Here is a 23,758-nt window from a genome sequence, read left to right on the forward strand (position 1 = left end):
TGTCCAAGATCGCTAGGGCGTGTCGTCGCCCAGCTCGTTCTCCAGGTTCGTGAGTTCGAGCGAGGACTGGGCGTACGTCTGCGGGTCGGCGAAGGCGTCCTCGTCGGGCAGCAGGTCGGGGTGGCCCCACAGCGCGTCCCGGCCCGAGACGCCCCGGTGCTCGGTCAGCGCCGCCCAGAGCGCGGTCGCCTCGCGCAGCCGGCGCGGCCGCAGTTCGAGCCCGACGAGCGCGGCGAAGGTCTGCTCGGCCGGTCCACCGGCGGCGCGCCGGCGCCGGAACGCCTCCGCGAGCCGGACGACGTCGGGCAGCCGGTCACCGGCGGCGCGCTCGACGACGTGGCTGACCCAGCCCTCGATCAGGGCCAGGGCCGTCTCCAGCCGCGCCAGCGCCGCCTTCTGCTGCGGGCTGTCCTCGGGCGAGAACACGCCTTCGAGCGCGATCTCCTGCATACCCTCCGGGTTGGTCGGGTCGAAGCGGCCCATGGCCTCCTCGATCGCCTCCCGGTTGACATGGATGCCGGCCGCGTACGCGTCCACCGCGGCCAGCACATGTCCGCGCAGCCACGGGACGTGCCCGAACAGTCGCTGGTGGGCCGCCTCGCGCAGCGCCACGTACAGCCGGACCTGGTCGCCGTCGATCTCCAGGCCCTGCCCGTACTCCTTGATGTTGGCCGGGACCAGGGCGGCGACGCCCGCCGGGCCCAGCGGGAGCCCGATGTCGCCGGCGGAGAGCACCTCGGCGGCCAGGGACCCGAGCGCGGTGCCGAGCTGACCGCCGAACAGGGCGCCACCCAGCGAGGTCACCATCGACGTCATGGGGCCGAGCTGGGCGCGCATCTCCTCGGGGACCAGGTCCGCCATCGCCGACACCATGCGCGCCGCGACCGGGTCGCACAGCTTGCGCCAGACGTCGAGGGTGGAGCTGAGCCATTCGGAACGGGTCCAGGCGGCGGTCGACGCGATGCCGGAGGGCAGCGCGGACTCCGGCTCCAGCCACAGGTCCGCCAGACGCAGCGCCTCGGCCACCGCGCCGCGCTCGGCCGGGCCGATGGCGGGGTCACCGACCGGACCGCTCTGCTCGGCGGCGGGCTGGGCCGGCTCGCCGGCGCCCGCCGGCAGCGACAACCCGAACGGCATCTGACCCATGCCGCCCCCAGGCCCACCGGTGAGGTGCGCCTGCGCGACCTGGCGGGCGAGATCCCAGTTGACGGGGCCGCCGCCGGGCGTCGCGAAGAGTTGTTGCAACTGGCTCAGGAAGCGCTGCATCTGCTGCGGATCATTGGGATCCGGCAGATCGCCGCCACCGGGCAAACCGAATCCGAACGGGGTGTCTGCGGGCACAGTTCAACGGTACGCGACGCCTGCTCGCGGCCGTCGCGGTACGTGCCGGATAGGCTCGCGGCCATGAGACGTCGTGGTGCCACCGTCCTACTCGGCGGTGTCCTGCTCGCCCTGCTGCTGTGGCAGGCGTTCTTCTCGGTCCGGGTACCCTACGTCGCCCTGGGGCCGGGCCCGACCGTCAACACGCTCGGGCAGGCCGACAAGCACGACGTCATCACCGTCACCGGTGCCCCCGTCAGTACCTCCAAGGGGCAGCTACGCCTCGTCACGGTGAGCGTGACGCCGGACCTGACCCTGTTCGAAGCGGTCAAGGGGTGGATACAGCACGACTACGCGGTCGTGCCGCGGGAGCTCATCTACCCGCCCAACCAGACGCCCCAGCAGGTCGACCAGCAGAACGCGCAGGAGTTCAAGGACTCCCAGACGAGCGCGGAGACCGCGGCGCTGGTCAAGCTGGGCTACCCGTTACAGGTCACGGTCAGGGACGTGAAGTCCGGCTCGCCCGCCGACGGCATCCTCAAGGCGGGTGACGTCATCACCGCGGTCGACGGCACCGCGGTGACCTCCGCCGCGAAGCTGACCGATCTGATCCGGGCCAAGCCCGCCGGCACGGCACGTACCGTCACGTACACCCGCGCCGGTGCGACCGGTACCGCGACCATCACGCCGCGTTCGGAGGAGGGTACGACGCGTATCGGCGTCACCGTCGAGTCCAAGCAGCCGCACCCGTTCCAGCTCAAGATCGACCTGGACAAGATCGGCGGACCGTCGGCCGGGCTCATGTTCACGCTCGGCATCATCGACAAGCTGGAGCCCGGCGATCTGACCGGCGGCCGGGTCATCGCGGGCACCGGGACGATCGACGACGACGGCAAGGTCGGCATGATCGGGGGCATACCGCAGAAGCTGATCGCAGCCAAGCGCGACGGCGCGACGGTGTTCCTCACGCCGGCCGGCAACTGCGCGGAGGCGGTCCAGAACGCGGTGCCGGGGCTGCCGCTGGTGAAGGTCGCCACATTGGACGACGCGCTGAACGCGCTCCAGGCGCTACGCGACCACCGGCAGCCGGCGCTCTGCACGCGTTAGGCCTCGATTTCGTCGAGATAGCCGCAGGCCGGACGCTGTACGAGACGGTAGTGCGTACGCTGGTGGCGTTTCGTGACGCGAGCGTGCGGAGTCAACCGTGGTAATGCGTACCCCCTTGTCGAGGGTCAACCGGCGGGGCCGGGCGACGGTCATCGTGCTGGCCGCGCTCTTCCTCCTGTTCACGCTGTTCGATCGCGTGATCAATGCATGGACCGACTGGCTGTGGTTCGACGAGGTGCACTACCGGCAGGTATTCACCGGTGTGCTGACCACGCGGGTGGTGCTCTTCGCCGCGTTCGGCGCCGCGATGGGCGCGATCGTCGCGGTCAACCTGTACCTGGCCTACCGGCTGCGTCCGCTGTTGCGCCCCCACTCACTCGAACAGCAGACCCTCGACCGGTACCGGATGTTGCTGACTCCCCGGATCGGCACCTGGATCGGCGGCTTCGCCCTGCTGGTGGGGCTGATCGCCGGCCTGTCCGCCCAGGGGCGCTGGCAGCAGTGGATGCTCTTCGCCAACGCCCAGCCGTTCGGGGTGAAGGATCCCGAATTCGGCGCTGACGTCGGGTTCTACGTTTTCGAGTACCCGTTCTGGCGGTACCTGCTCGGGGCCGCCTTCACCGCCGTCGTCATCTCCGTGCTCGGGGCGCTCGCGATGCACTACCTGTACGGCGGCGTGCGACTGCAGGGCGCCGGCGACCGGATGAGCGTGGCCGCCCGCGCCCACCTCACCGCGCTCGTCGCGCTGTTCGTGCTGCTCAAGGCCGTCGCGTACTACCTGGACCGGCGCGGTCTGCTGCTCGAGCACAACGACAGCGCGGACGTCTCCGGCGCGGGGTACACCGCCATCAACGCGCTGCTGCCGGCCAAGGAGATCCTCGCCTGGATCTCGGTGGTCGTCGCGGCCGCGATCATCGTGTTCTCCAACGCGTGGATGCGCAGCCTCCTGTGGCCCGGCGTGGCCATGGGCCTGCTCGTCATCTCGGCGGTCGCGATCGGCGGCGTCTACCCGTACGCGGTGCAGCAGTTCACCGTCAAGCCGAGCGCGCTGAGCAAGGAACCGCCGTACATCCAGCGCAGCATCAACGCCACCCGCCAGGCGTTCGGGCTCAACAACCTCAAGGCGACGTCCTACGACGCGGTCAACACCCAACCGTCGGCGGACCTCGCCACGGACAAGGGGACCGTGCCCAACATCCGGCTGCTCGACCCGACGGTCGTCTCCGACACGTACACCCAGCTCCAGCAGGCGCGCAAGTTCTACGACTTCGGCGAGAAGCTCGACATCGACCGGTACACCCTCCAGAGCGGCACCCAGGACTACGTGGTCGGTGCCCGGGAGATCAACTACTCGCAGCTGAGCCCGCAGCAGAGCAACTGGCAGAACAAGCACACCGTCTACACCCACGGCTACGGCTTCGTGGCGGCACCCGCCAACCGGCTCGTCTGCGGCGGTCAGCCGGAGTTCGTCTCGGGCTTCCTCGACGACGGCACCAAGAAGCCCACCTCCGGCAGCGGTGAGTCGTGCTCGTCGCCGACCGAGCAGATCAACACCCCCCAGCCGCGCATCTACTACGGCGAGCGGATGAGCGAGTACGCGATCGTCGGCAGCGCGGGCACGCGGGACGCGGAGTTCGACCGGCCGACGAGCAGTGGCGACCAGTACTTCACCTACAAGGGCGACGGCGGGGTCAGCGTCGGCTCGTACTGGCGCCGCATGCTGTACGCCGCGCAGTACCACGAGACGAACTTCCTGCTGTCGAACGTCTTCAACAAGAACTCCAAGCTGCTGTACGTGCGCGAGCCGCGCGAACGCGTACAGAAGGTGGCGCCGTTCCTGACGCTGGACGTCGACCCGTACCCCGCCGTGGTCAACGGGCGGATCGTCTGGATCCTCGACGGCTACACGACCTCGTCGACCTACCCGTACTCGCAGCAGGTCAACCTGCGCGACGCGACCAGTGACACCCAGACGGGTACCGTGACGGTCGCGCAGGCGCGCGAGGACATCAACTACATGCGCAACTCGGTGAAGGCCACCGTGGACGCCTACGACGGCACGGTGAGGCTGTACTCCGTCGACGACTCAGACCCGGTGCTCAAGGCGTGGAACCAGGCCTTCGGCGGCCACCTGATCCTGCCGAGCAAGGACATCCCGGCACAGTTGCAGCAGCACTTCCGGTACCCGGAGGACATGTTCAAGGTCCAGCGTGACCTGCTCGCCCGGTACCACGTCACGGACCCGGGCCAGTTCTTCAACGGGCCGAACTTCTGGCAGGTCCCCAACGACCCGTCCCCGGACGCCCAGGGTCAGAAGCAGCCGCCGTACTACCTGGTGGCCCAGCTTCCGGGCCAGTCGCAGCCCCGGTTCCAGCTCACCGCGGCGATGACCCCGAAGGGCCGGCCCAACCTGGCATCACTGATCTCGGCGTCGCTCGTGGACGGCAAACCGCAGCTCCAGCTGCTCCAGCTGCCGGAGGGCACCATCACCGACGGGCCCAGCCAGGTGCAGCAGAACATGACCAGCATGCCGGACGTACGTAAGGATCTGACGCAGTTCCGGTCGGACAGCTCCAAACCGGTCTTCGGCAATCTGCTCTCGCTGCCGGTCGCCGGCGGCATGCTGTACGTCGAGCCGCTCTACATCCGAAGTACGACCGACACGTCGTACCCGCTGATGCGCAAGGTGCTCGTCAGCTTCGGCAAGTACGTGGCGTACGAGGACAACCTGCCGGCCGCCATCGACAGCCTGATCAAGCAGGCGACCGGTCAGGCGCCACCGACGACGTCACCGCCGCCGGACGGCCAGCCGCCGACCCAGACCACGCCTCCGACGTCCAACGCCGTGAGCGAGGCGGCCGCCCAGATCCAGCAGGCGATCACCGACCTGAAGGCGGCCCAGGCGAGCGGCGACTTCGAAAAGTACGGGCAGGCGCTGAAGGCGCTCGACCAGGCGGTGACGCAGTACCAGGCGGCACAGCAGGCGTCCGGCGGGGGAGCGGCGGCTGGCACGTCGCCATCCCCGTCCGCCTCAGCTTCGGCCTCGGCGTCAGCGTCAGCGTCGGCGTCGGCGTCGCATAAGCCGACGAGCCCGTAGATCTTTGGATCTTGAGTACTCGGTCCGTGGACCTTGGGGAGTTTGACACCGCATACGGTGTCGAACTCCCCAAGATCTGGCCGTATGGGCCGCGTGAGCCGGGCCACGACCTGCCGGTTTGGTGATTGGTCGAGTGGTGCGATAACGTTTATCCAGCGACGCGGGGTGGAGCAGCTCGGTAGCTCGCTGGGCTCATAACCCAGAGGTCAGAGGTTCAAATCCTCTCCCCGCTACCAGGGAAAACGCCCCCTCAGAGATCATCTGAGGGGGCGTTTTCGTGTTTGTTGCCGGTGGCGCGGAAGCGCTGCCGGCCGTGCAGACCGTGGTCGTTGAGCCTGCACCGCCGGTAACGAGCGAAACGGGCGGGTGTGCTGCTATCCCTCCTTGGTGCAGGTGAGAACGATCAATGTGTCGGTCGGGACCTGCGTGCCGGCCTGTGCGGACTGCTTGGTGATCGTCCAGTTGGAGGGCAGCAGTACCACGGAGTGGTCCTTGTCCGCCGAACCGAACTCGATCTTCTTGAAGCCGAGTTTCTGTAGCTGGTCCTGGGCTACTGCGGCGTTCGTTCCGACCACATTCGGCATGGCAACGAGGGCAGGTGCCGTCGGGCTCGGTGCTGCCGGAGTTGGGGATTCTGCGGGCGGAGTAGTCGGCAGGGCGGCCGAAGTCGTCGGCGCAGTGGTGGGGGATAGCACCGAGGGTGCGGGCGCGACCGCTGCGGGCTTCGGGCCAGACTTCTTGCTGACGACGCTGGCGAGGAGGCCGCCGCAGCAGAGGAGGAGCAGTACGACGGCGCCTACGACGACACCGATTATGAGCCCCTTGTTCGACTTCGTCGACGGTGCCGATGGTGGTGTGTACGTAGGAGGGGGTTCCGGGGGGAAAGTCATGCGAGCATTCTGGCTACCGCCTGGCGTGGCCGATGATATGTCCCGGCATGGGACGTACGTCCCTGATCGATCATCGGTACAGGTGAATCCGAACAGGTGATTCGTCGGGCGTATCTGAGCGCGGCGTCGTTTGCGCTGCGCAGGGACGTGTCAACGACTTTCGTCTCGTCAGCGCTCACGACGGCGCGTAGCGGTACGGATCTACGGTCCGGGCTTGCTACATGGGGGGCGGGCTTACTCCTAGGACATTGGGCGTCAACCTTGCCGCGACCCACGCCTCGATGCCGGGAGTCGAGCGCCAGAGTGTAGCCAGATGTGTAGCCGATCTCGCTTGTGACAGATCGACACGGGCGCGACGGTGTGAGACGCCAATTGGTGTTCGTGCTGGTCGCACCGGGCGACGGGGGAGCGGTTGCGTCGGTTGGGACGCTTGACTGACTGCTCACAACCTAGAGGTCAGAGGTTCAAATCCTCTCCCCGCTACCAGGGAAAGCGGCCCGCCGGAGATCAGCTGACGGGCCGTTTCGCGTCTGCGGTGACCGGCGATCCGCGTGATCGGCAGTCAGCCCGCCCGGCACGCGTTCCCGGGCAGTGCGGGGGTCAGTCCGGCGCCGGCAGGCAGCCACCGTCGGCGATGCCGCTGCCGAACTCGACGGTGGTCTCGTCCGTTGCGTGCCGACCGAAGACACAGCCCTGCCCGGTCGAGCCCGCGAACACCAATCCGCCGCCCCGACCCAGGTCGAGTCGTCCGGGCGGCCGCGCGGTGACGCTGGTCAGTCCGGCGGACGTGAGGACCTGCTCGACGGACGCGGCGTCGTAGCGGTTCTGCTTCCGCAGCTGGTCGAGGCCCGCGCGTACCTTGTCCACGCAGGGCTTGTTGGCCGCTTGCACCGCGGCAGACAGTGGCCTGCGCTCACGGAACGCGTTGTTCGCCGCCTTGTTGCGCTGGAACTGCTCTCCCCGCTGCTGTTCGTTCAGCGGGCCCGAGGTGGGCAGATCCGGGTACGCCGAGGTCACCGCTGGAGACGGGACGTCGGTGGCGAGGCCCGCGCCCGCGGACGGAGCCACGCAGGCCGCCAACACGGTCGCGAATGGGGAGGGGGTCGCGCGGGCGTCGTCGTCGGCGCGTGCCGTGATGGTGGTGCCGGGTACGGCCGTCGCTGCGGGGCCCGCATCCGCAGTGTCGGCAGTGTCGACGCGCGGCCCGGCGCAGCCGGCAAGGCCCAGCGCGAGCACGGCCACGCCAGCCAACCGTAGATTCATGAAAGTCACTGTACTGGTGCGTTTCGCGATCGAATCGGTGGGCGCCGGATGCGGCCTTGTCGCTACCGGGGAAAACCATCACTACCAGGGGGAACGTGTTGGTGGTGGCGCGCTTCAGTCCACGGTTTCACCTCGCTGGGTGACCTGCGAGGCTGGATTCATGGTCGCGTATGTGATCTCCGAGGTCGAGATATTGGACGAGGTGCTCGCCGCTCGGTACCGCTCGCTGGCGCAGGACTCGATCGCTGCGTACGGAGGACGGTACGTCATCCGTGGCGCGCTACCCGACGCGCTCGAGGGTGACTGGCCTGCCGAGCGGCGCATCGTCGTCGTGGAGTTACCGAGCAATGGACGTGGCGCGGCAGTGGATTGCATCGCCGGAGTACGCCAAGGCTCTGGAAGCGCGTCAGGGCGCGCTCAGGAGGCGTTTGCTGTTCGTCGATGGCGTTGTCGACGGTCCCGGCGAGCGGCTGTAGCCAGATCTCTAACCGAGACGGCTGTCCCGGTCGTCGGGTTCTTGTCAGGCGGGGCACGACGGAAGCGACGAACCGTCAACGAGGGGGCGCGGCCGGCGTGAAGCCGCGTCGGTAACCATGATCGATGGGTTCCAATCCGCAGCGTGATTGGAGATACTGACCCGGCCCGGCACTGACCACGAGGAGAGCGTCAGATGTACGAGCGCGAGTCCGAGATCGTCGAGGTGGAACTTCCCGATGGCGAGGTCCTCCTCGCGGAGGTCGAGGTTCTCGGCGGCGACGTGGGGCTGCTGGACCGGTTCAAGCTGGACCGGTTCGCCGCCGCGGCGCAGCTGGGCGAGGTGGCGCGGCAGGCGGTGCTGAAGGCGGTGCCGACGCGGCCGGACCGCCTCGGTGTGCAGGTCGGCATGAAACTGGTCGTGAAGGGCGGCGTGCTGGCCGGCGTCGTCGCGGAGACCTCGGGTGAGGCGTCGCTGACCCTCACGATGGAGTGGGACCTCGGCTCGGATACCGACGCCACGGGCGCCGATGGCGCATAGCCCGGTCCTCTACATCGAGGAGCTGAGCCGGTTCCCGCTGCGCCCGCGCCGCGCCCCGGTACCCGGCTGCGCGCACGTGTACCTCGGTCGCGGCGGCCGGCTGTACTGCCCGGCGGGTGGGCTGACCGCGGGTGAGCTGTGGTGGCTGGGTCCCCGGCTGGTGTACGGCGTGGACGTGACCGCGCATCCGTTCGAGCTGGCCGTCGAGGTGCCGCCGGCGGCCGGCGGGCCGCCCGTCGACGTGGAGCTGACCGCGTCGTGGCAGGTCGTGGATCCGGTACGGGTGGTCGCGGGTCGGCTGTTCGACGTGCTGGCGGTCGCACACCCGTACCTGCTGGCGGCGGTGCGCGACGCCGCGCGGGGGGTGCCGTGGAGCACCGGACGGGAGCTGGCCCGGGCGCTGGGTACCGGTCCGCTGCCCAGTGTGGACATACCGGTCGGAGTGCGGGTCGAACACGTCCGTGCCGCCGTGCCGTCGACCGATGACAGCGGGGACGCGTACACCGGCCCCGGACTCGCCCGCGATGGCTGACGGCTTCGTGCGGTGGCTCGGCGACCGCCTCGACGAGTTGCCGCCCGGTACGCGGGCGTCCCTGATCGTCGTGGTCGCGTTCGTCGTCGGGTACGCCGCGCTGGCGCTCGCGGTGCGCCGGGTGACCCCCGCGCTGGTGGAGTACGTGCTCCGGCCGGCCGCGGTGGCCACCGCGTACACGGCGGCGGTGCTGCTGCTCGGCGTCCAGGCGCTGCTCGCGCTGCCGTTCCGGGCGGTGCGCGGGCGTCCGCCCGGGGTGCTGTACGGCGCCGGGGACGGCCTGATCTCCACCGCGATCGGCGTCCGGGCCGGCATGCGGGAACTGGTCCGGTCGGTGCGCCGGCTGCGTACGGTACGGGGCCGCTTCTTCGTGCTCGCCATCCTGGTCGCGGCGCTGTGGTGGAACCACAGCGGGTGCGCGCACGACCCGCGGTCCGACCGCTGCCGGCACCCGGTACCGGTGGGCGCCGAGGCGCTGCGGCAGGGTGCCCGGGAGCTGCGCCAGGGCGCCGCGGAACTCTGGCACCGCGCTAGGTCCGCAATCGCTCCCTGACCCGGGCCACCAGGTCGGCGGCACGGTCGACCAGGCCCTCCACCGCGTCGTCGACCGGCCGGTACAACGTGTCGTCGACGAAGCGGTCGAGGTCGCCGCCGGTGGTCAGGTACCGGGTGAACGGCTCCCCGCGGGTACCGAGCAGCGCCAGCCGTGCGCTCCAGCGCCACCGCCGGGCGATACCGCTGTCGCCGGCAAGTCGGGTCAGCAGTTCCACCGCGAGGTGCCGCGTCTCGCCGTCACGCCCCAGCGCCGTCGCCGCCTCCACCCGGACCGGTGGCGGCAGGGCGGGATCCCCGGCGGCGGCGGACACGAACTCCACCGCTGCCGGACACGACCCGCGCAGGAGTAGGAGGTTCAGCGCACAGCAGCGTTCGTCGACGCCGACCCGGGGATCCTGCACGATCCCGCGCAGCAGCGCGTCCGCCGCGGGCGGGTTGGTGTGGTACACGCTGCGCCAGCGGTGCACGACCCGCGTCGTGCCGTTGGCGGCGAGGGTGTCCCCGGCGAGCACCTCGAACGCGACGTCGCCGAGGTACGGCGGCTCGCCCGGCGCGAGCCGGTCGGCTATCCGGAGGCGGTCGCTCCACGACAGCGTACGGTCGTGCATGAGCGCGGAGACCGCCGCGCACGCCTGCTGCGGGTCGTAGCGTCCGGCCATCCAGAGCGCGGCCGGGGCGGTGTTGACGAAGCTCCACCGGTCGTCCAGCGGCCCGGCCGGTACGCGCGCCACCGCGGCGGTCCACACGTCGTCCGGCGACGGCTCGCGCCGGGCGTACCGGTCCACCCGCGGCTCCGGCCGGTCGGCCGCCTCGTCGAGCAGGTCCGCCTCCAGGATCGCGTCGTTGCGGTCGACGACGCGTCGGTGCGGGTCGACGACCCGCCGGAGCAGCGCGAAGATCGCCGCACCGGTCCCGCCGACGGCGTTCAGCGTGAGCATCGCCCGCATCCGGGTGTCGTACCGGCGGGCCGTCGACACGGCCTGCGCCAGGTGTGCGACCGCCCATCCCCGTTCCTGCGCGTCGCCCACCTCGGCGATCGCGTGGAGCGCCTGCAGCCGGTGCTCCCGGCGTACCCGGTCCCGGTAGGCCAGCCCCGCCAGAACGCGCATGCCCCCGTCGCGCTCGTCGGGACGGCCGTCGGTCACCAGGACCTTCGCCGCCTCGATCCGCTTGGCTATCGGCGTCCGCCGGGCGCCGGCGAGCTGGACCAGCGGTGTGCTGTCCGGCGCCCGTTGCAGAAACGCCCGCAGCGCGTGGTTGATCGTCGGCAGCGCCGCCTCCGACACCGGCTCGATGTCGTGCACGGCGCGCAGGGTGAGGTCGCAGACCTCCTCGGCCCGGTCGGCCGAGACGCCCGCGCCGTCCTGGAGTACCGCGGCGAGCTGCGGCAGGCGGGGGAAGTCCCGCCTGGTGCCCGGTGTCGCGAGCTCGGCCACCACGGGCATCGGGTCGTTGCCGGCCTCGGCGTAGCGGTCCAGCGTGAACAGCGAGGTGCTGTCCGCGCCCCGCTGCTCGACCCCGGCCAGCCACTCCTGCTCGTCGAAGTTCTCCGCCCGGCGTTCGCTCTCGAGGTACTCGGCCATGCTCTGGTGGGTGAACTCCAGCCCGTCGCCGCGGAGCACCAGCAGCCCGGTGCTGAGCAGCGCTTCCCGGATGTGGTCGTCGGTCACGCCGTGCGGCACCCGCAGACCCTCCCGGCGCAGCCACTCGCGCACCAACGCCAGGCTCGGCTGCCGGTCGTGGTTGATGCGCTGCTCCGCGAGGTACGTCAGGCACTCGCGCCGCCGGTCGAACAGCTCCTCCCCGAAATCCTTCGCCGACCGGCCCAGCGGCGTCAACTGCTCGATCAGCTTGTCGTACGCGGCCAGGTGCACGCGGCGGTGGTAGAGCAGGCCGTCGACGAACCGCCGGTACAGCCCGCCCCGCCCGACGGGCAGCGGCGCGTCCGGGTTCTCCTGGTACACGTCGGCGGCGATCGTGCACAGCAGCGGGATCGACACCAGTGGCATCAGCCGGCTGCGGTCGATGCTTTTCAGGAAACCGGTGGCGAGCTCGGTCGGGCGCTGCGGTGCGCGTAGCCGGAACCACTGCGCGGCGAACGTGGTCACGGCCGGACGGTCGAACGGGCGCAGGTTGTACTCGCCCAGCCGATCCGAACCGTGGCCGGTGGTGAGGCTGGCGCGCAGCCGGCGGAACTCGGCCTCCATGAGTTGCCGGCTGCACACAACCAGCCGGGCCTGCGAGCCGTACATGGCCACCCGCGTCGCCAGGATCTTGATCAGGACCTCCCGCTTGGCGCGGTCGAGGATCTCGTCAAGTCCGTCGATGAGGATCAGCCATTCGACTCCGGGCAGCGGCGGCTTCTCGAACGTCGCGCCGGTCAGCGCCGTGTGCTGGTAGCCGTGCAGCTCCGCGTTGACCGCGTCGGCGACCGCCTGCGACCACGAGGTACCGGTGAGCAGCCGGGTGGCCGGGCAGCGGATCGCGATCGCGGGACCGAACGGCGGTTCCTCACCTTTGGCGGCCGGCTCGGGGCGCAGCCACCAGTTCACCGACTCCAGCACGAGATGCTGCAGCAGCGTCGACTTACCGCCGCCCGGACCGCCGACGATCAGCGCGTTGCGGTGGCGGGCGAGCATCTCGTACGGCGAGATCACCACCGGTTCGGCGGGCACCGTGGCGTTGACGCTGGCCGCGCGCTCGGCTTCGGCCCGCCACGCCTCGGCGCGCTGCTGCACGTACACGGTGGACAGCGGGACGTCGCCCTCGACGACCCGGTACGGCAGCTCCTCGGCCAGCATTCGCTGGGCCACCAGCATGCCGTGCAGCGGATGCCCCGGCTCGGGCCGCAGCAGCCGGGGCTTGTCGGGTTGGTGCCGGCCGAGTTCGTGCCGGTACCGGTCCTGTCTCTTGAGCACCTCCAAGCCGTCGATGTACCAGGCCATCCGCTGTTCGGGTCGGAAGTTCTTGAGGATGCCGCAGACGTACCCGGTCTCGGGATCGACCACCGGCGCCCCGCTCATGCCCCGCACGATCCCGTCGGCCGCCGCCTTGACGTAGGACCCGCTCGTCCCGACCAGGGTGAGCGCCACCGGGTCCAGGACCGCTGCCGGGTCCGGTGTATCCCGGTTGAACCCGTAGGCCATCAAGGGCCGGCCGAGCCCCTCACCCGCTCTGAGCAGCAGCGAGCGGATCTCCACGCTGGGCTGGTCGACGCCCTCCTCCACGCCGATGAACGCGAGGTCGGGGAACGGGTAGTCGCCACCGCGGTCGGGCGTCGGCGGCAGGCGGCGCAGGATGCGCCCCCGCAGTACCTGACCCTGCACGTACACGTCGAGCGCCCCGGACGGTCCGGAGAGCACGTGCGCGCACGTCACGACGATGTACCGGCCGATGAAGAAGCCGCTGCCGGTCCGGGTGCCGGAGCGGATCTGCACGGTGGCATGCCGTACGAGATCGAGCGCGTTCGTTGCCACGAACGGGGCGGCGACCATGACTTGTTTCTACACCGGCCAGCCACGGGGTTTACAGGCCTGGATACCGCTACCCGGACCTCATTTGAGGGTGGTCAGGTCGAGCAGGTGCCAGGTGAGCGTCTCGTTGTCGCCGGTGGACCACCACAGCCACGGGCTGTGTACGCCCTCGGCGGTGGCGACGGCGACCGCGACGCGCCGGCGGGTCTTCAGGTCGTACACGGTCAGTTTCTCGCTCGTGGTGGCGCGCTGGCCGCCCTCGCTCGTCGGGGTCGGGCCCCCGAGCGGCGCGGCGAGGAGTTCGAAGCGGTCGAGCACCGCCACGTCCATCGTGGCCGAACCCTCGCCGTCGGTGTTGACCCGGACCTCGCCGCCGCCGTCGAGGCGTCGCATCGTGATGACGGTGCTCGTGGCGTTGGAGGTGGTGCCCCGGCACCAGGTCGGGCTGCAGGAAAGCTGCTCGCCGGGCTTGGGCGCGATGGTGCGGCGCTCGCCGGTGACGGCGTTGAGTTGGACGAGGGGCTGTCCGAGGGGCGGGGTGGACGTGAGCCAGGGCCAGGCGGTCAGGGCGTACGCGCTGTCGAGCGGGCGTACCGAGACCGGACCGCCGTCGACGGCGATGGACCTCAGTTCGCTGGTCGGCGGGTCGACGTTGCGGGTGGCGATCCAGTAGACGCGTCCGTCGGCAACCTGGAGGTCGTACCGCGTGCCGTAGTAGTCGGGTCGGCCGGTGTCGTCGGTGAGGTCGCGGGGCTGGCCGCCGGCGGCCTCGGCGCGGTAGAGGCTGGTGTGGGGCCGGCCCAGGTCGTCGGGGGTACTGGTCATCCAGTAGATGCGTCCACCGGCGGCGGTGACCGCGTCGATGGAGGTGCCGGCAGCGGTGTCGTAGCCCTGCAGGATCCGCGGGTGGGTGGGGTCGGCGACCGCGAGTTCGACCAGGTCGGTGTGGTTGCCATCGGCGGTGCTGACCGTGCCCACGAGGTGCCCTGGATCCAGGACGGCGGACGGGAAGAACCGGCTGCCGTCGGGCATGGTGGCGGCCAGGTTGACCGTGCGCGCCGCCGGCCAGGCCTGCGTCAGGGTCAGCGGTCCCGCGGGGGCGGCGGGCGCGGCGGTGCGCGGCGTGGGCAGGGCCAGCAGCACAGCCACGGCGGCCAGCGCGGCGGTGGCGGCGGCCCGTAGCCGCCAGGGGGAGGCGGTCATGACTCGTACGGCTGGGCCGGCGCGGGAATCGACCGGGCGGAGGTCACGGCCAGGTAGGGGATGGGCTGGCCGTTGACCGGATCCGTGTCGGTCTGCGCGGTGTAGGTGCCGGTGACCTCCAGCCACGCGTCGGGAGCGGCGTCCGGCGGCAGGTCCCCGGCGAGGCCGACCTTGACCGGCCGGGCGTCGGCGGCGCAGCAGGTGATGACCATTCGGGCCAGGTACCGGTGGCCGTGGTCACCGGCCATCACGAAGCCGGACAGGGTCACCGCGCGCCGGCCCAGCGTGTGGCCCTTGCCGAAGACGGCACGGTCGGCGTAGTCGAGTACGGAGATGCGTACCGGGTCGCCGTCGGGCAGCGGGGGATAGTCCGAGTCGGCGCCGGCGGCCAGCGCGGTGCCACCCCGTGCGGCGGCGTAGGAGCCCAGCGCGGGCGGGGCGATCAGCAGCAGCGCCAGCGCGGGCGCGACCAGCAGCCAGGACGGATCGAACCCGCGATGGCTGTGCCCGTGCCCGTCGTCGACGTCGTGATCGTGGCCGGCGCGCCGCGACCCGGCCGTCCACAATGTATGGACGAGGCTCGCCAGCGCCACGGCGACCAGGACCGCACCGGCGGCCACCAGGTACCCGCGCAGCCCCACCTTCACGTACCGCACGTACGTACCGGCCAGGGCGATCTTCAGCAGGGTACCGCCGACCAGCAGCAGCACCACCGACTGCGCCGCGCCGCGCCTCACCACAGCAGGCTCCCCACGGCGACCGCCAGCGCCACGCCGACCACGAACGTGGCCGGCGCGAAGCGCGTGGCGAACCCGCGGCCGAAGGTACCGGCCTGCATCGCGAACAGTTTCAGGTCCACCATCGGGCCGACCACGAGGAACGCCAGCCGCGCGGTCAGCGAGAACTGCGCCAGCGACGCGGCGACGAACGCGTCGGCCTCCGAGCAGATCGACAGCAGCACCGCCAGCCCGGCCAGCGCCACCACCGAGATCACGGGGTGCGCGGCGAGCAGGTGCAGCCAGCGCGGTGGCACCAGTACGTTCAGGGTGGCGGCCGCCGCCGCGCCGATGACCAGGAAACCGGCGGCCTCGGCGGCATCCTGGCGTACCGCGCCGAGGTAGGCCACCGCCCGGTTGCCGGTCACGGCTGTCCGCCGGGGCGCCCGCAGCCAGTCGTCGCGCCCGAGCCGCAGCCACAGCCAGCCCATCGCGACGCTGGTCGCCAGGCTGGCCACCAGCCGGCCGACCACCATCTGCGGCCTGCCGGGGAACGCCACCGCGGTGGCGGCCAGCACGACCGGGTTGATGGCGGGAGCCGACAGCAGGAACGCCAGCGCCGCCGCCGGGGTCACCCCGCGGCGCATCAGCGCCCCGGCGACCGGTACGGAAGCGCACTCGCAGCCCGGTAGGGCCAGCCCGGCGGCGCCGGCCAGCGGTACCGCGAGCGCGGGCCGTTTCGGCAGCGCACGGGCGAAGAACCGCTCCGGCACGAGGGTGGCGATCGCCGCGGACAGCAGCGTGCCGAGCACCACGAACGGCATCGCCTGGACCACGATCGCGACGAAGACGGTCACCCACTCCTGCGCGCGGGGCGACGTGACCGAGCGTCCCAGCCAGCCGCGCGCCGCGATCGCCACGACCAGGACGACGGCGAGGATCTCCACGCCCCAGGGGCCCGCCATCCGCGTGGGCCGACGGTTCGCGCGCGGTGGACGCGCGATGGCTTCCGCTGGAACTCGCTCGTCGACGCTCACACCACCGGTCCTTTCCGGCTCGCCGGTTTCCGGCCACAGGTTACGCGTCGAACGCTCGCTTTCAGGGGTAGGCGCGTCCGGCCACTGGACAGTCGGTCCGGTCCGGGCGGGCCGGCATTTCCGCGTCCCGTCGAGATCAGCGCACCGGCCAGGACTGCCGGAGGGCGGGCACGACATCGGTGCCGAGCACGAACTCGGGATCGATCTGGTCGGCGAGGTCTTCGCCGGCGCGTTCGTTAGCCCACGCGGTCGCGTTGCGTAGGTGGAACTCCACGGCCTGTGCGGTGTAGCGCGCCCAGTCCTTGACACAGCTGTCCAGGGCGATCCGGATGGCCCGCAATGCGGCGGCGTTGGTGGGCTCCAGGTCGGTGATGGGCAGGATCCGGCCGCGCTCGGCCGCTTTGACGAAGGCCGACCGGCCGATCCAGGTGAGCAGGTCGTCGCCGACCTGCTCGCGCAGGAACGTCACGTCCGCGGCGTCGTCGACCTTGTTGCCGACCACCGCCAGCCGGACGTCGAAGTCGCGGGCGTAGTCGACGTACTGCCGGTACACCCCGGTGCTGCGCAGGGTCGGTTCGCATATCAGCACGGTGAGGTCGAACCGGGTGAACAGGCCGGAGGCGAACGAGTCCGCGCCCGCGGTCATGTCGACCACCACGTACTCGCCCGCCTCGTCAATGAGGTGGTTGAGCAGCAGTTCGACCGCGCCGACCTTGGAGTGGTAGCAGGCCACTCCGAGATCCTCGGCGGCGAATGCGCCGGTGACCGCCAGCCGCACGCCGCCGACGTCGCGCACCAGTCGGTCGTAGAGCGGATTCGACTCTGCCACCCGCAACAGTCGCGAGCCCCGGCCCGGCGGGGTCGTCTTGATCACGGCCGCGGCTGAGGAGATCCGCGGGTTGCTGCCGCGCAGGTACTCCTTGACTTCGGTGAGGTGGTCACCGAGCGCGGGCAGCGGCACCGCCTCGTCTTCCGGCATGCCCAGGGCCGCCGCCAGGTGCTGGTTGATGTCGGCGTCGAAGGCCAGCAGTGGCGCGGCGGGCGTCGACGCGGCGAGATGGCGGGCGAACAGGGCGGCCAGCGTGGTCTTGCCGCTACCGCCCTTCCCGACGAAGGCTATCTTCACAAGTGGTACTGATATCCGTTTTCAACTATCGCGGCAAGCGGTGGGCCTCCGCATGCACACAAGCGCATTTGATAATGAACATGATTTTCATTTAGCGTTCCCGGCGACTGATGGATCTCACCCCGGAGGGTCGACATGTCGCTGCGTCACCGACTCCTACGCTCTCGGTACCGAATCGCCTGGCTGGCGGGCGCCGCCGCACTGCTGGCCGGCGCGCTGTCCGGCTGCACCACCACGCCGGCCAAGACCGTTGCCGGCACGGCGGCGATCAATGTGGTGGCGGCCGAGAACTTCTGGGGCAGCCTCGCCGCCCGGCTCGGCGGCGACCACGTGAAAGTCACGAGCATCATCAACAACCCGGACGCCGACCCGCACGACTACGAGCCCACCGCCGCTGACGGCCGTGTCGTCGCCGGCGCGAAGCTGGCCATCATCAACGGTGCCGGCTACGACGCCTGGGCCGGCAAGCTCGTCGACGCCAACCCGGCACGCGGACGCACCGTGCTCGACGTGGGCGACCTGGTCGGGATCAAAGCGGGCGGCAACCCGCACCGCTGGTACTCCCCGCCGGACGTGCGCCGGGTCATCGACCAGATCACCGCCGACTACACCAAGCTCGATCCCGCCCATGCCACCTTCTTCACCAGCCAGCACGACACGGTGGTCAACGCCGACCTCAAGGACTACTTCGGCCTGATCGACCAGATCAAGACGACCTATGCCGGCACCCCGATCGGCGCATCCGAGTCGATCGTCACGCCGCTCGCGGAGGCTGCCGGGCTGCGCCTGCTGACCCCGGAGTCGTTCCTGGACGCCATCAGCGAGGGCGGCGACCCTACTGCCGCCGACAAGGCCACCATCGACAACCAGATCAAAACCAAGCAGATCAAGGTCTACGTGTACAACAGCCAGAACGCCACCCCCGACGTCCAGGCCCAGGTGAACGCCGCCAAGGCCGCCGGCATCCCGGTGACCACCGTGACCGAGACGCTCACTCCGGCCGGCGCGTCCTTCCAGGACTGGCAGGTCGCCCAACTCACCGCGCTCAAACAGGCGCTCGCGCAGGCCACTGGAAAGTAGCCAGATGTCGCCAGTGTCACAACGAAACAGAGAAACCGACAGTGCGCAGCTTCCCGACGATCAGCCGGCGCTGGTCGCCGTCCGCGACGCCGGCGTCGTCCGCAATGGACGGCTCATCTGGGAGCACGTTTGCGTCGACGTCGCCGCCGGCGAGTTCGTCGCGATCCTCGGACCCAACGGCGTCGGCAAGTCCACCCTGCTCAAGAGCATCCTCGGCCTCGTACCCCTCACCAGTGGCGAGATCCGACTGCTCGGCCACGCCCCCGGACGGGCCAACCACCAGGTCGGATACCTACCGCAGCGGCGTACCTTCGACGCCTCGCTGCGGATCCGCGGTCGCGACGTGATCCGCCTCGGCCTCGACGGCCACCGCTGGGGCATTCCGCTACCCGGCCGCCGCTCCCGCGCCGCCATAGCCCGCGTTGACGAGCTGATCGCCCTCGTCGACGCCGGCGCCTACGCCGACCGGCCGATCGGACAGCTGTCCGGCGGCGAACAGCAGCGGCTGCTCATCGCCCAGGCCCTGGCCCGCCGGCCCCGGCTGCTTCTGCTCGACGAACCCCTCGACAGCCTCGACCTGCCCAACCAGGCGGCCGTCGCCGCCCTGATCAGCCGCATCTGCCGTGCCGAAGGCGTGGCGGTGATGATGGTCGCCCACGACGTCAACCCGATCCTGGCCTACCTCGACCGGGTCATCTACCTCGGGCACGGCGGCGCCGTCAGCGGAATTCCCGCCGAGGTCATCACCTCCGCGACCCTCACCGCCCTGTACGGCACCCCGATCGAGGTGCTCAGCACCTCCGACGGCCGGCTCGTCGTGGTCGGCCAGCCCGAGGCGCCCGCCCACCACAGTGACCGGCACGGCGGCCAACCATGACCACGCCGACCTTCACCTGGAACCTGATCGCCGACCTCCGTGACATGTGGTCACTGCCGTTCATGGTTAACGCCTTCCGCGCCGGCACCATCGTCGCCGTCCTCGCCGCGATCATCGGCTGGTACATGGTGCTGCGCCGGCAGAGCTTCGCCGGCCATACCCTAGCCGTCGTCGGGTTCCCCGGCGCGGCCGCCGCGATCTGGCTCGGCCTCGGCGCCATCCTCGGCTACTTCGCCTGCTGCCTGGCCGCCGCCCTGGTCATCGCCGCTCTGCCGAGCGGCGCCCGCCGCGGCTACCGCGAGGAATCGGCGGTCATCGGCGCCGTCCAGGCCTACGCCCTAGCCGCCGGTCTGCTCTTCATCGCCCTCTACAAGGGCTTCCTCAACGGCACCAGCGCACTGCTGTTCGGCAGCTTCCTCGGCATCACCACCCGGCAGGTGACCACGCTGGCCGTCGTCACGACCGTGGTCCTCGCCGTGGTCGCCGGAATCGGACGGCCGCTGCTGTTCGCCTCCATCGACCCCGACATCGCCGCCGCCCACGGCGTACCCACCCGCGACCTCGGCGCGGCGTTCCTGGTCATGCTCGCCGCCACAGCCGCCGAGGTCGGCCAGATTACCGGCGCGCTGCTGGTGTTCGCCCTGCTGGTCCTCCCACCGGCGACCGCCCAGCTGATCACCGTCCGGCCCGGACCGAGCATGGCCGTATCGGTCGTGCTCGCGGCGGCCACGGTCTGGGTCGCGCTGTTCGTGGCCTACTACTCGCCGTACCCGCTCGGCTTCTGGCTGACCAGCATCGCCTTCGGCGCCTACGTAGCCACCGCGGGCATCGCCGCCCTCAATGGTTGGCGGCGCCGCCGCCCACAACCCGTCGGAGCCCGGGCATGACGACGTCACTCGCCCTCGCCGACCCGATCGGCGTGCTCACCCACCCGTTCGCGCAGCACGCCCTACTGGCCGGCACCGCCGTCGCCGCCGCGGCGGGGCTCGTCGGGTACCTCCTGGTGCTGCGCGCCCAGGTGTTCACCGCCGATGCGCTGTCCCACGTCGCCTTCACCGGGGCTCTCGCCGCCCTCGCGATCGGGCTCGACGCCCGGCTCGGCCTGTTCGCGCTCACCGTGCTCGTCGCCCTCGGGATGGGCGCGCTGGGCCACCGGGCCCGCCCCGATGACGTCATCATCGGCGGCGTGTTCGCCTGGATCCTCGGCCTCGGCACGTTCTTCCTGACCGTCTACACCACGACCCGCAGCGCCGGCAACGGCGCGGCCGGCGTCACCGTCCTGTTCGGATCGATATTCGGACTGGATGCCGCCCGCGCCGACGTAACCGCGGTCATCGCCGCCGCCGTCTGCGCCGCGGTCCTGGTGATCGCCCGGCCGCTGCTGTTCGCCAGCCTCGACCAAGCCGTCGCCGCCGCCCGCGGTGTACCAGTCCGCCTGCTCGGGTACGCGTTCCTCACTCTCGCCGCCGTCACCACCGCCGAAGCCACCCAGGTCACCGGTGCCCTGCTCATCCTCGGCCTGCTCGCCGCGCCCGGCGGCGCTGCCGCCCGACTGACCGCCCGACCGCTGCGCGCCATGGGCCTGTCGGCCGGCATCGCCGTCGCCAGCGTCTGGATCGGCCTGACCGCCAGCTACGCCGTGCCCGCCCTGCCACCCAGCTTCGCGATCCTCACCGTCGCCACCCTTGGGTACCTCGGAGCGATCATCGCCACCCGTACCCGCCGCCGGAAGGTGAAGTTCAGACTTCGTCATTCCTAAGTCGCGCTTAGACACCTGGGTGACCCGCCGGTGCGCCGGCTAGCTTGTGCACCGGTCGGCGAAGATCTGACCGGCGTCAGCGACTGGATCAAGGTGGGTCGGTGCTGCGACATCACGGCGTTCCGACACAGTCCGGTGACCAGGGGGACATGCGCCTCCCGGACGCCGTCCTGATCGTCCCCGGCGGCCCGACCGACCGCGACCACGGGGCGGTAGCTGAGCCGGCAGACGACCCGTCCGTTACCTACGTCGAGCCGGCCGGCCGGCCCGACGACCTCCACCGGCATCCGCCGGACAGCCCGTGGGGGCTGATGACGGCGGAGGCGGCCATCAGCGCAGCCAGGCAGGACGCGACCACCCGACGACGGCCGGATTCGCTGTGGCTGTTGACCGTGGCGTTCCTCGCGGTCGTGCTGGTGCAGACGCTGCTGCCCGGTGTCCTCGCCGCGCGGTGGCTGCAGACCTGGATGACGATCTTCCTGTCGGTGTTGATCCAGGCGATGCCGTTCCTGGTGCTGGGCGTGCTTCTGTCGGCGGCGATCGCCGTGTTCGTACCGGCGGGCTTCTTCGCCCGCGCGCTGCCCGGCCACCCGGCGTTGGCCGTACCGGTCGCCGGTATCGCCGGCGTGGTGCTGCCCGGGTGCGAGTGCGCGTCGGTGCCCGTCGCCGGGGCGCTGGTCCGGCGTGGTGTCTCGCCGGGTGCGGCGATCGCGTTCCTGCTGGCCTCCCCGGCGGTCAATCCGGTGGTGCTCGCCGCGACCGCGGTCGCCTTCCAGGGCAACCCGCGCATGGTCGTCGCTCGTACGGTCGCGAGCCTCGTCACCGCGTGCGCCATGGGCTGGCTCTGGCTACGCCTGGGCAGACCGGAGTGGATCAGGCTGCCGCCCCGGCCGGAGTTGGCGGGCGGCAGCCGGTCGGTGGCGTTCTGGGCAGCCTGCCGGCACGACCTGACCCACGCCGGCGGCCTGCTCGTCGTCGGAGCGTGCGCCGCCGCCACCCTCAACGTCGCGGTACCGCGGCACTGGCTGCAGACGCTCGGCCACAGCCCGCTGATCGGCGTGCTCGCGCTGGCCGCCATGGCCGTGGTGCTGTCGATCTGTTCGGAGGCCGACGCCTTCGTGGCGGCGTCGCTGCGGGAGTTCTCGCTGACCGCGCGGCTGGCTTTCCTCGTCGTCGGGCCCATGGTGGACCTGAAGCTGTTCGCGATGCAGGCCGGCACCTTCGGCCGTGGCTTCGCCAACCGGTTCGCCCCGGCCACCTTCGGACTGGCCCTCGTGGTCGCTGTCGTGACGGGGGCGGTGCTGCTGTGAACAGGCGGATGCAGGCCCTGGTCCTGCTGCTGATCGGGGCGGCCGTGCTGCGCGCCAGCGCCGGAGACCTGTACCTGCGCTACGTCAAACCCGGCCTGCGGCCGCTGCTCGTCCTCGGCGGCGTGCTGCTCGTCGTCACCGCGGCCATGTCGCTGTGGCACGACCTGCGCAGCCGTACCGATGACGGAGCCCCCGGCGGCCACGCGCACACCCACGGCTCACGGGTGGCGTGGCTACTGATCGCCCCGGTACTCGGCATTCTGCTGATCGCCCCGCCCGCCCTCGGCTCGTACGCCGCCACCCACGACGGTTCGGTGGTGCAGGTGCCGACGGTGCTGCGCCCACTGCCGGCGGGCGACCCGGTCCACCTGCGGATCTCCGATTACGCCGGCCGCGCCGCGTACGCCCACGGCGCCGGCCTCACCGGCCACCTGATCCGGCTGACCGGGTTCGTCTACACCGACGGCCAGGGCCGGCCCTACCTGGCCCGCATGGTGCTCACCTGCTGCGCCGCGGACGCCGGCCCGGTGAAGGTGGGGCTCGGCGGGCAGCTACCGGCCGGCCTCACGCCCGACACCTGGGTCGAGGTCACCGGTCGCTACGACCCGACGACGAGGACAGACGCCATCAACGGGGCCGTCATCCCCTACCTCGACGTCACCGCCGTGCGCCGGATAGCCACGCCGCACGATACGTACGAGTGACGCGAAACCGCCCCCTCAGAGCTTTCCTGAGGGGGCGGTTTCGTGGCTGAGGTGTCCGGCGCCGGATCATCCGGCGCCGGACACCGCACCGGTCAGAACCCGAGCCAGTGCAGCACCCGGGTCGGCCAGGCCCCGAACGCGGAGGCCGAGGCGGCGTACGTGAACCGGTCGGCGGAACTGAGTGCGCTGGTGCCACCCGCCGCGGTCACCTGGATGTCGACGACGCCGGTCGCGTGCCGCGGCAGCGTCACCTTCAGCTGGGTGTCCGAGACCTGGGTGAACCCGATCGCGACACCGCCCACCGTCACCCGCGACACCTTGACGAACCCGGTGCCGTTGACGAGCACCGTGGTCGACGCGGTCGCCGCGCCGCTGGTCACGCTCAACCCGGTGATCGTCGGCGTCGACGGCGTGACGTAGGTGAACCGGTCGGCGGCACCGGCCGCGCTGGTCCCGCCCGGCGTGGTCACCTGGATGTCGAAGACACCCGCCGTGTGGACCGGCAGGGTCAACCGCAGCTGGGTGTCCGACAGCCGGCTGAACGGCACGGTGACCCCGTTGAGCGTCACCCTGGACACGGCCAGGTAGTTGGCGCCGTTGACCAGTACCGTGCTGGACAGCACCGTGTAGCCGCTGGTCACGCTGAGTCCGGTCACCGTGGGTGCCGGCGGGGTGATGTAGGTGAACTTGTCGG

The 23,758-nt window shown here is 70.9% G+C and carries 21 protein-coding genes, 1 tRNA gene and 1 pseudogene; 14 read left to right on the top strand and 9 right to left on the bottom strand.

Annotation, left to right across the window (positions count from 1 at the left end; genetic code table 11):
* Nucleotides 1-12: 12 nt before the first annotated feature.
* Nucleotides 13-1,266, bottom strand: coding sequence for a zinc-dependent metalloprotease (locus HC031_RS07530; protein WP_167924508.1), 1,254 nt, complete (start codon nt 1,264-1,266; stop codon nt 13-15).
* Nucleotides 1,267-1,404: 138 nt separating this feature from the next.
* Between HC031_RS07530 and HC031_RS07535 the strand changes: the two genes are divergently transcribed.
* From HC031_RS07535 to HC031_RS07545, 3 genes are all read left to right on the top strand, one after another.
* Nucleotides 1,405-2,427, top strand: coding sequence for a YlbL family protein (locus HC031_RS07535; RefSeq protein ID WP_167924416.1), 1,023 nt, complete (start codon nt 1,405-1,407; stop codon nt 2,425-2,427).
* A gap of 103 nt (nt 2,428-2,530) precedes the next feature.
* A complete protein-coding gene (locus HC031_RS07540) occupies nt 2,531-5,524 on the top strand; it encodes a UPF0182 family membrane protein (protein WP_167924417.1) in 2,994 nt (997 codons plus the stop codon).
* Nucleotides 5,525-5,683: 159 nt separating this feature from the next.
* Nucleotides 5,684-5,760 (top strand) — tRNA-Met (locus tag HC031_RS07545).
* A gap of 138 nt (nt 5,761-5,898) precedes the next feature.
* Here HC031_RS07545 and HC031_RS07550 read toward each other — a convergent pair.
* On the bottom strand, nt 5,899-6,108 hold the full coding sequence (locus tag HC031_RS07550) for a PASTA domain-containing protein (RefSeq protein ID WP_167924418.1): 210 nt from the start codon (nt 6,106-6,108) through the stop codon (nt 5,899-5,901).
* Nucleotides 6,109-7,014: 906 nt separating this feature from the next.
* Complete coding sequence (locus tag HC031_RS07555) at nt 7,015-7,677, bottom strand: hypothetical protein (protein WP_167924419.1); 663 nt, start codon at nt 7,675-7,677, stop codon at nt 7,015-7,017.
* Nucleotides 7,678-7,837: 160 nt separating this feature from the next.
* Here HC031_RS07555 and HC031_RS34700 point away from each other — a divergent pair.
* The 5 genes and pseudogenes from HC031_RS34700 to HC031_RS07575 all read left to right on the top strand — a co-directional run.
* Nucleotides 7,838-7,921 (top strand): annotated as a pseudogene (locus tag HC031_RS34700) (hypothetical protein); the annotation flags it as partial.
* Nucleotides 7,922-7,949: 28 nt separating this feature from the next.
* The gene (locus tag HC031_RS32930; protein WP_338090522.1) at nt 7,950-8,153 is read left to right on the top strand and encodes a DUF1330 domain-containing protein; all 204 of its coding nucleotides are present in this window, start codon (nt 7,950-7,952) and stop codon (nt 8,151-8,153) included.
* A gap of 194 nt (nt 8,154-8,347) precedes the next feature.
* Nucleotides 8,348-8,692 (top strand): CU044_2847 family protein, encoded by a 345-nt coding sequence (locus tag HC031_RS07565; protein WP_167924420.1) that lies wholly within the window; start codon nt 8,348-8,350, stop codon nt 8,690-8,692.
* Nucleotides 8,682-9,224 (top strand): hypothetical protein, encoded by a 543-nt coding sequence (locus HC031_RS07570; protein ID WP_167924421.1) that lies wholly within the window; start codon nt 8,682-8,684, stop codon nt 9,222-9,224. Before HC031_RS07565 ends, HC031_RS07570 begins: the two co-directional genes overlap by 11 nt.
* Nucleotides 9,217-9,777 carry a hypothetical protein gene (locus HC031_RS07575; protein WP_167924422.1) on the top strand — a complete coding sequence of 187 codons (561 nt, stop codon included), beginning with the start codon at nt 9,217-9,219 and terminating at the stop codon, nt 9,775-9,777. The genes HC031_RS07570 and HC031_RS07575 overlap by 8 nt, the downstream gene beginning before the upstream one ends.
* Here the strand turns inward: HC031_RS07575 and HC031_RS07580 are convergent.
* From HC031_RS07580 to HC031_RS07600, 5 genes are all read right to left on the bottom strand, one after another.
* Nucleotides 9,755-13,273, bottom strand: a complete 3,519-nt coding sequence (locus HC031_RS07580; protein ID WP_167924423.1) for a serine protease — start codon at nt 13,271-13,273, stop codon at nt 9,755-9,757. The two genes, HC031_RS07575 and HC031_RS07580, sit on opposite strands and share 23 nt — an antisense overlap.
* A gap of 60 nt (nt 13,274-13,333) precedes the next feature.
* The gene (locus HC031_RS07585) at nt 13,334-14,455 is read right to left on the bottom strand and encodes a hypothetical protein (RefSeq protein ID WP_167924424.1); all 1,122 of its coding nucleotides are present in this window, start codon (nt 14,453-14,455) and stop codon (nt 13,334-13,336) included.
* Entirely contained in the window at nt 14,452-15,195 is a 744-nt protein-coding gene (locus HC031_RS07590) for a TIGR03943 family putative permease subunit (RefSeq protein WP_338090523.1), read from the bottom strand. The genes HC031_RS07585 and HC031_RS07590 overlap by 4 nt, the downstream gene beginning before the upstream one ends.
* Nucleotides 15,189-16,136: a permease gene (locus tag HC031_RS07595; RefSeq protein ID WP_167924510.1), complete on the bottom strand. Its 948-nt coding sequence runs from the start codon at nt 16,134-16,136 to the stop codon at nt 15,189-15,191. The genes HC031_RS07590 and HC031_RS07595 overlap by 7 nt, the downstream gene beginning before the upstream one ends.
* Before the next feature lie 208 nt (nt 16,137-16,344).
* Nucleotides 16,345-17,334 carry a nucleotide-binding protein gene (locus tag HC031_RS07600; RefSeq protein WP_167924425.1) on the bottom strand — a complete coding sequence of 330 codons (990 nt, stop codon included), beginning with the start codon at nt 17,332-17,334 and terminating at the stop codon, nt 16,345-16,347.
* 135 nt (nt 17,335-17,469) lie between these two features.
* Between HC031_RS07600 and HC031_RS07605 the strand changes: the two genes are divergently transcribed.
* The 6 genes from HC031_RS07605 to HC031_RS07630 all read left to right on the top strand — a co-directional run bounded on the left by HC031_RS07605 (nt 17,470) and on the right by HC031_RS07630 (nt 23,064).
* Nucleotides 17,470-18,414, top strand: a complete 945-nt coding sequence (locus tag HC031_RS07605; protein ID WP_167924426.1) for a metal ABC transporter solute-binding protein, Zn/Mn family — start codon at nt 17,470-17,472, stop codon at nt 18,412-18,414.
* A gap of 4 nt (nt 18,415-18,418) precedes the next feature.
* Nucleotides 18,419-19,291, top strand: coding sequence for a metal ABC transporter ATP-binding protein (locus HC031_RS07610; protein ID WP_167924427.1), 873 nt, complete (start codon nt 18,419-18,421; stop codon nt 19,289-19,291).
* Entirely contained in the window at nt 19,288-20,178 is an 891-nt protein-coding gene (locus HC031_RS07615; protein WP_167924428.1) for a metal ABC transporter permease, read from the top strand. Before HC031_RS07610 ends, HC031_RS07615 begins: the two co-directional genes overlap by 4 nt.
* Entirely contained in the window at nt 20,175-21,050 is an 876-nt protein-coding gene (locus HC031_RS07620) for a metal ABC transporter permease (protein WP_167924429.1), read from the top strand. The genes HC031_RS07615 and HC031_RS07620 overlap by 4 nt, the downstream gene beginning before the upstream one ends.
* Nucleotides 21,051-21,151: 101 nt before the next feature.
* Nucleotides 21,152-22,360: a permease gene (locus HC031_RS07625; RefSeq protein WP_338090524.1), complete on the top strand. Its 1,209-nt coding sequence runs from the start codon at nt 21,152-21,154 to the stop codon at nt 22,358-22,360.
* Nucleotides 22,357-23,064: a TIGR03943 family putative permease subunit gene (locus HC031_RS07630; RefSeq protein ID WP_167924430.1), complete on the top strand. Its 708-nt coding sequence runs from the start codon at nt 22,357-22,359 to the stop codon at nt 23,062-23,064. The genes HC031_RS07625 and HC031_RS07630 overlap by 4 nt, the downstream gene beginning before the upstream one ends.
* Nucleotides 23,065-23,156: 92 nt before the next feature.
* Here HC031_RS07630 and HC031_RS07635 read toward each other — a convergent pair.
* Nucleotides 23,157-23,758: IPT/TIG domain-containing protein (locus HC031_RS07635; protein ID WP_205862357.1), on the bottom strand; the 602-nt coding region annotated here is incomplete at its 5' end.

It is taken from the genome of Planosporangium thailandense (genome assembly GCF_011947195.1).
GTDB lineage: Bacteria > Actinomycetota > Actinomycetes > Mycobacteriales > Micromonosporaceae > Planosporangium > Planosporangium thailandense.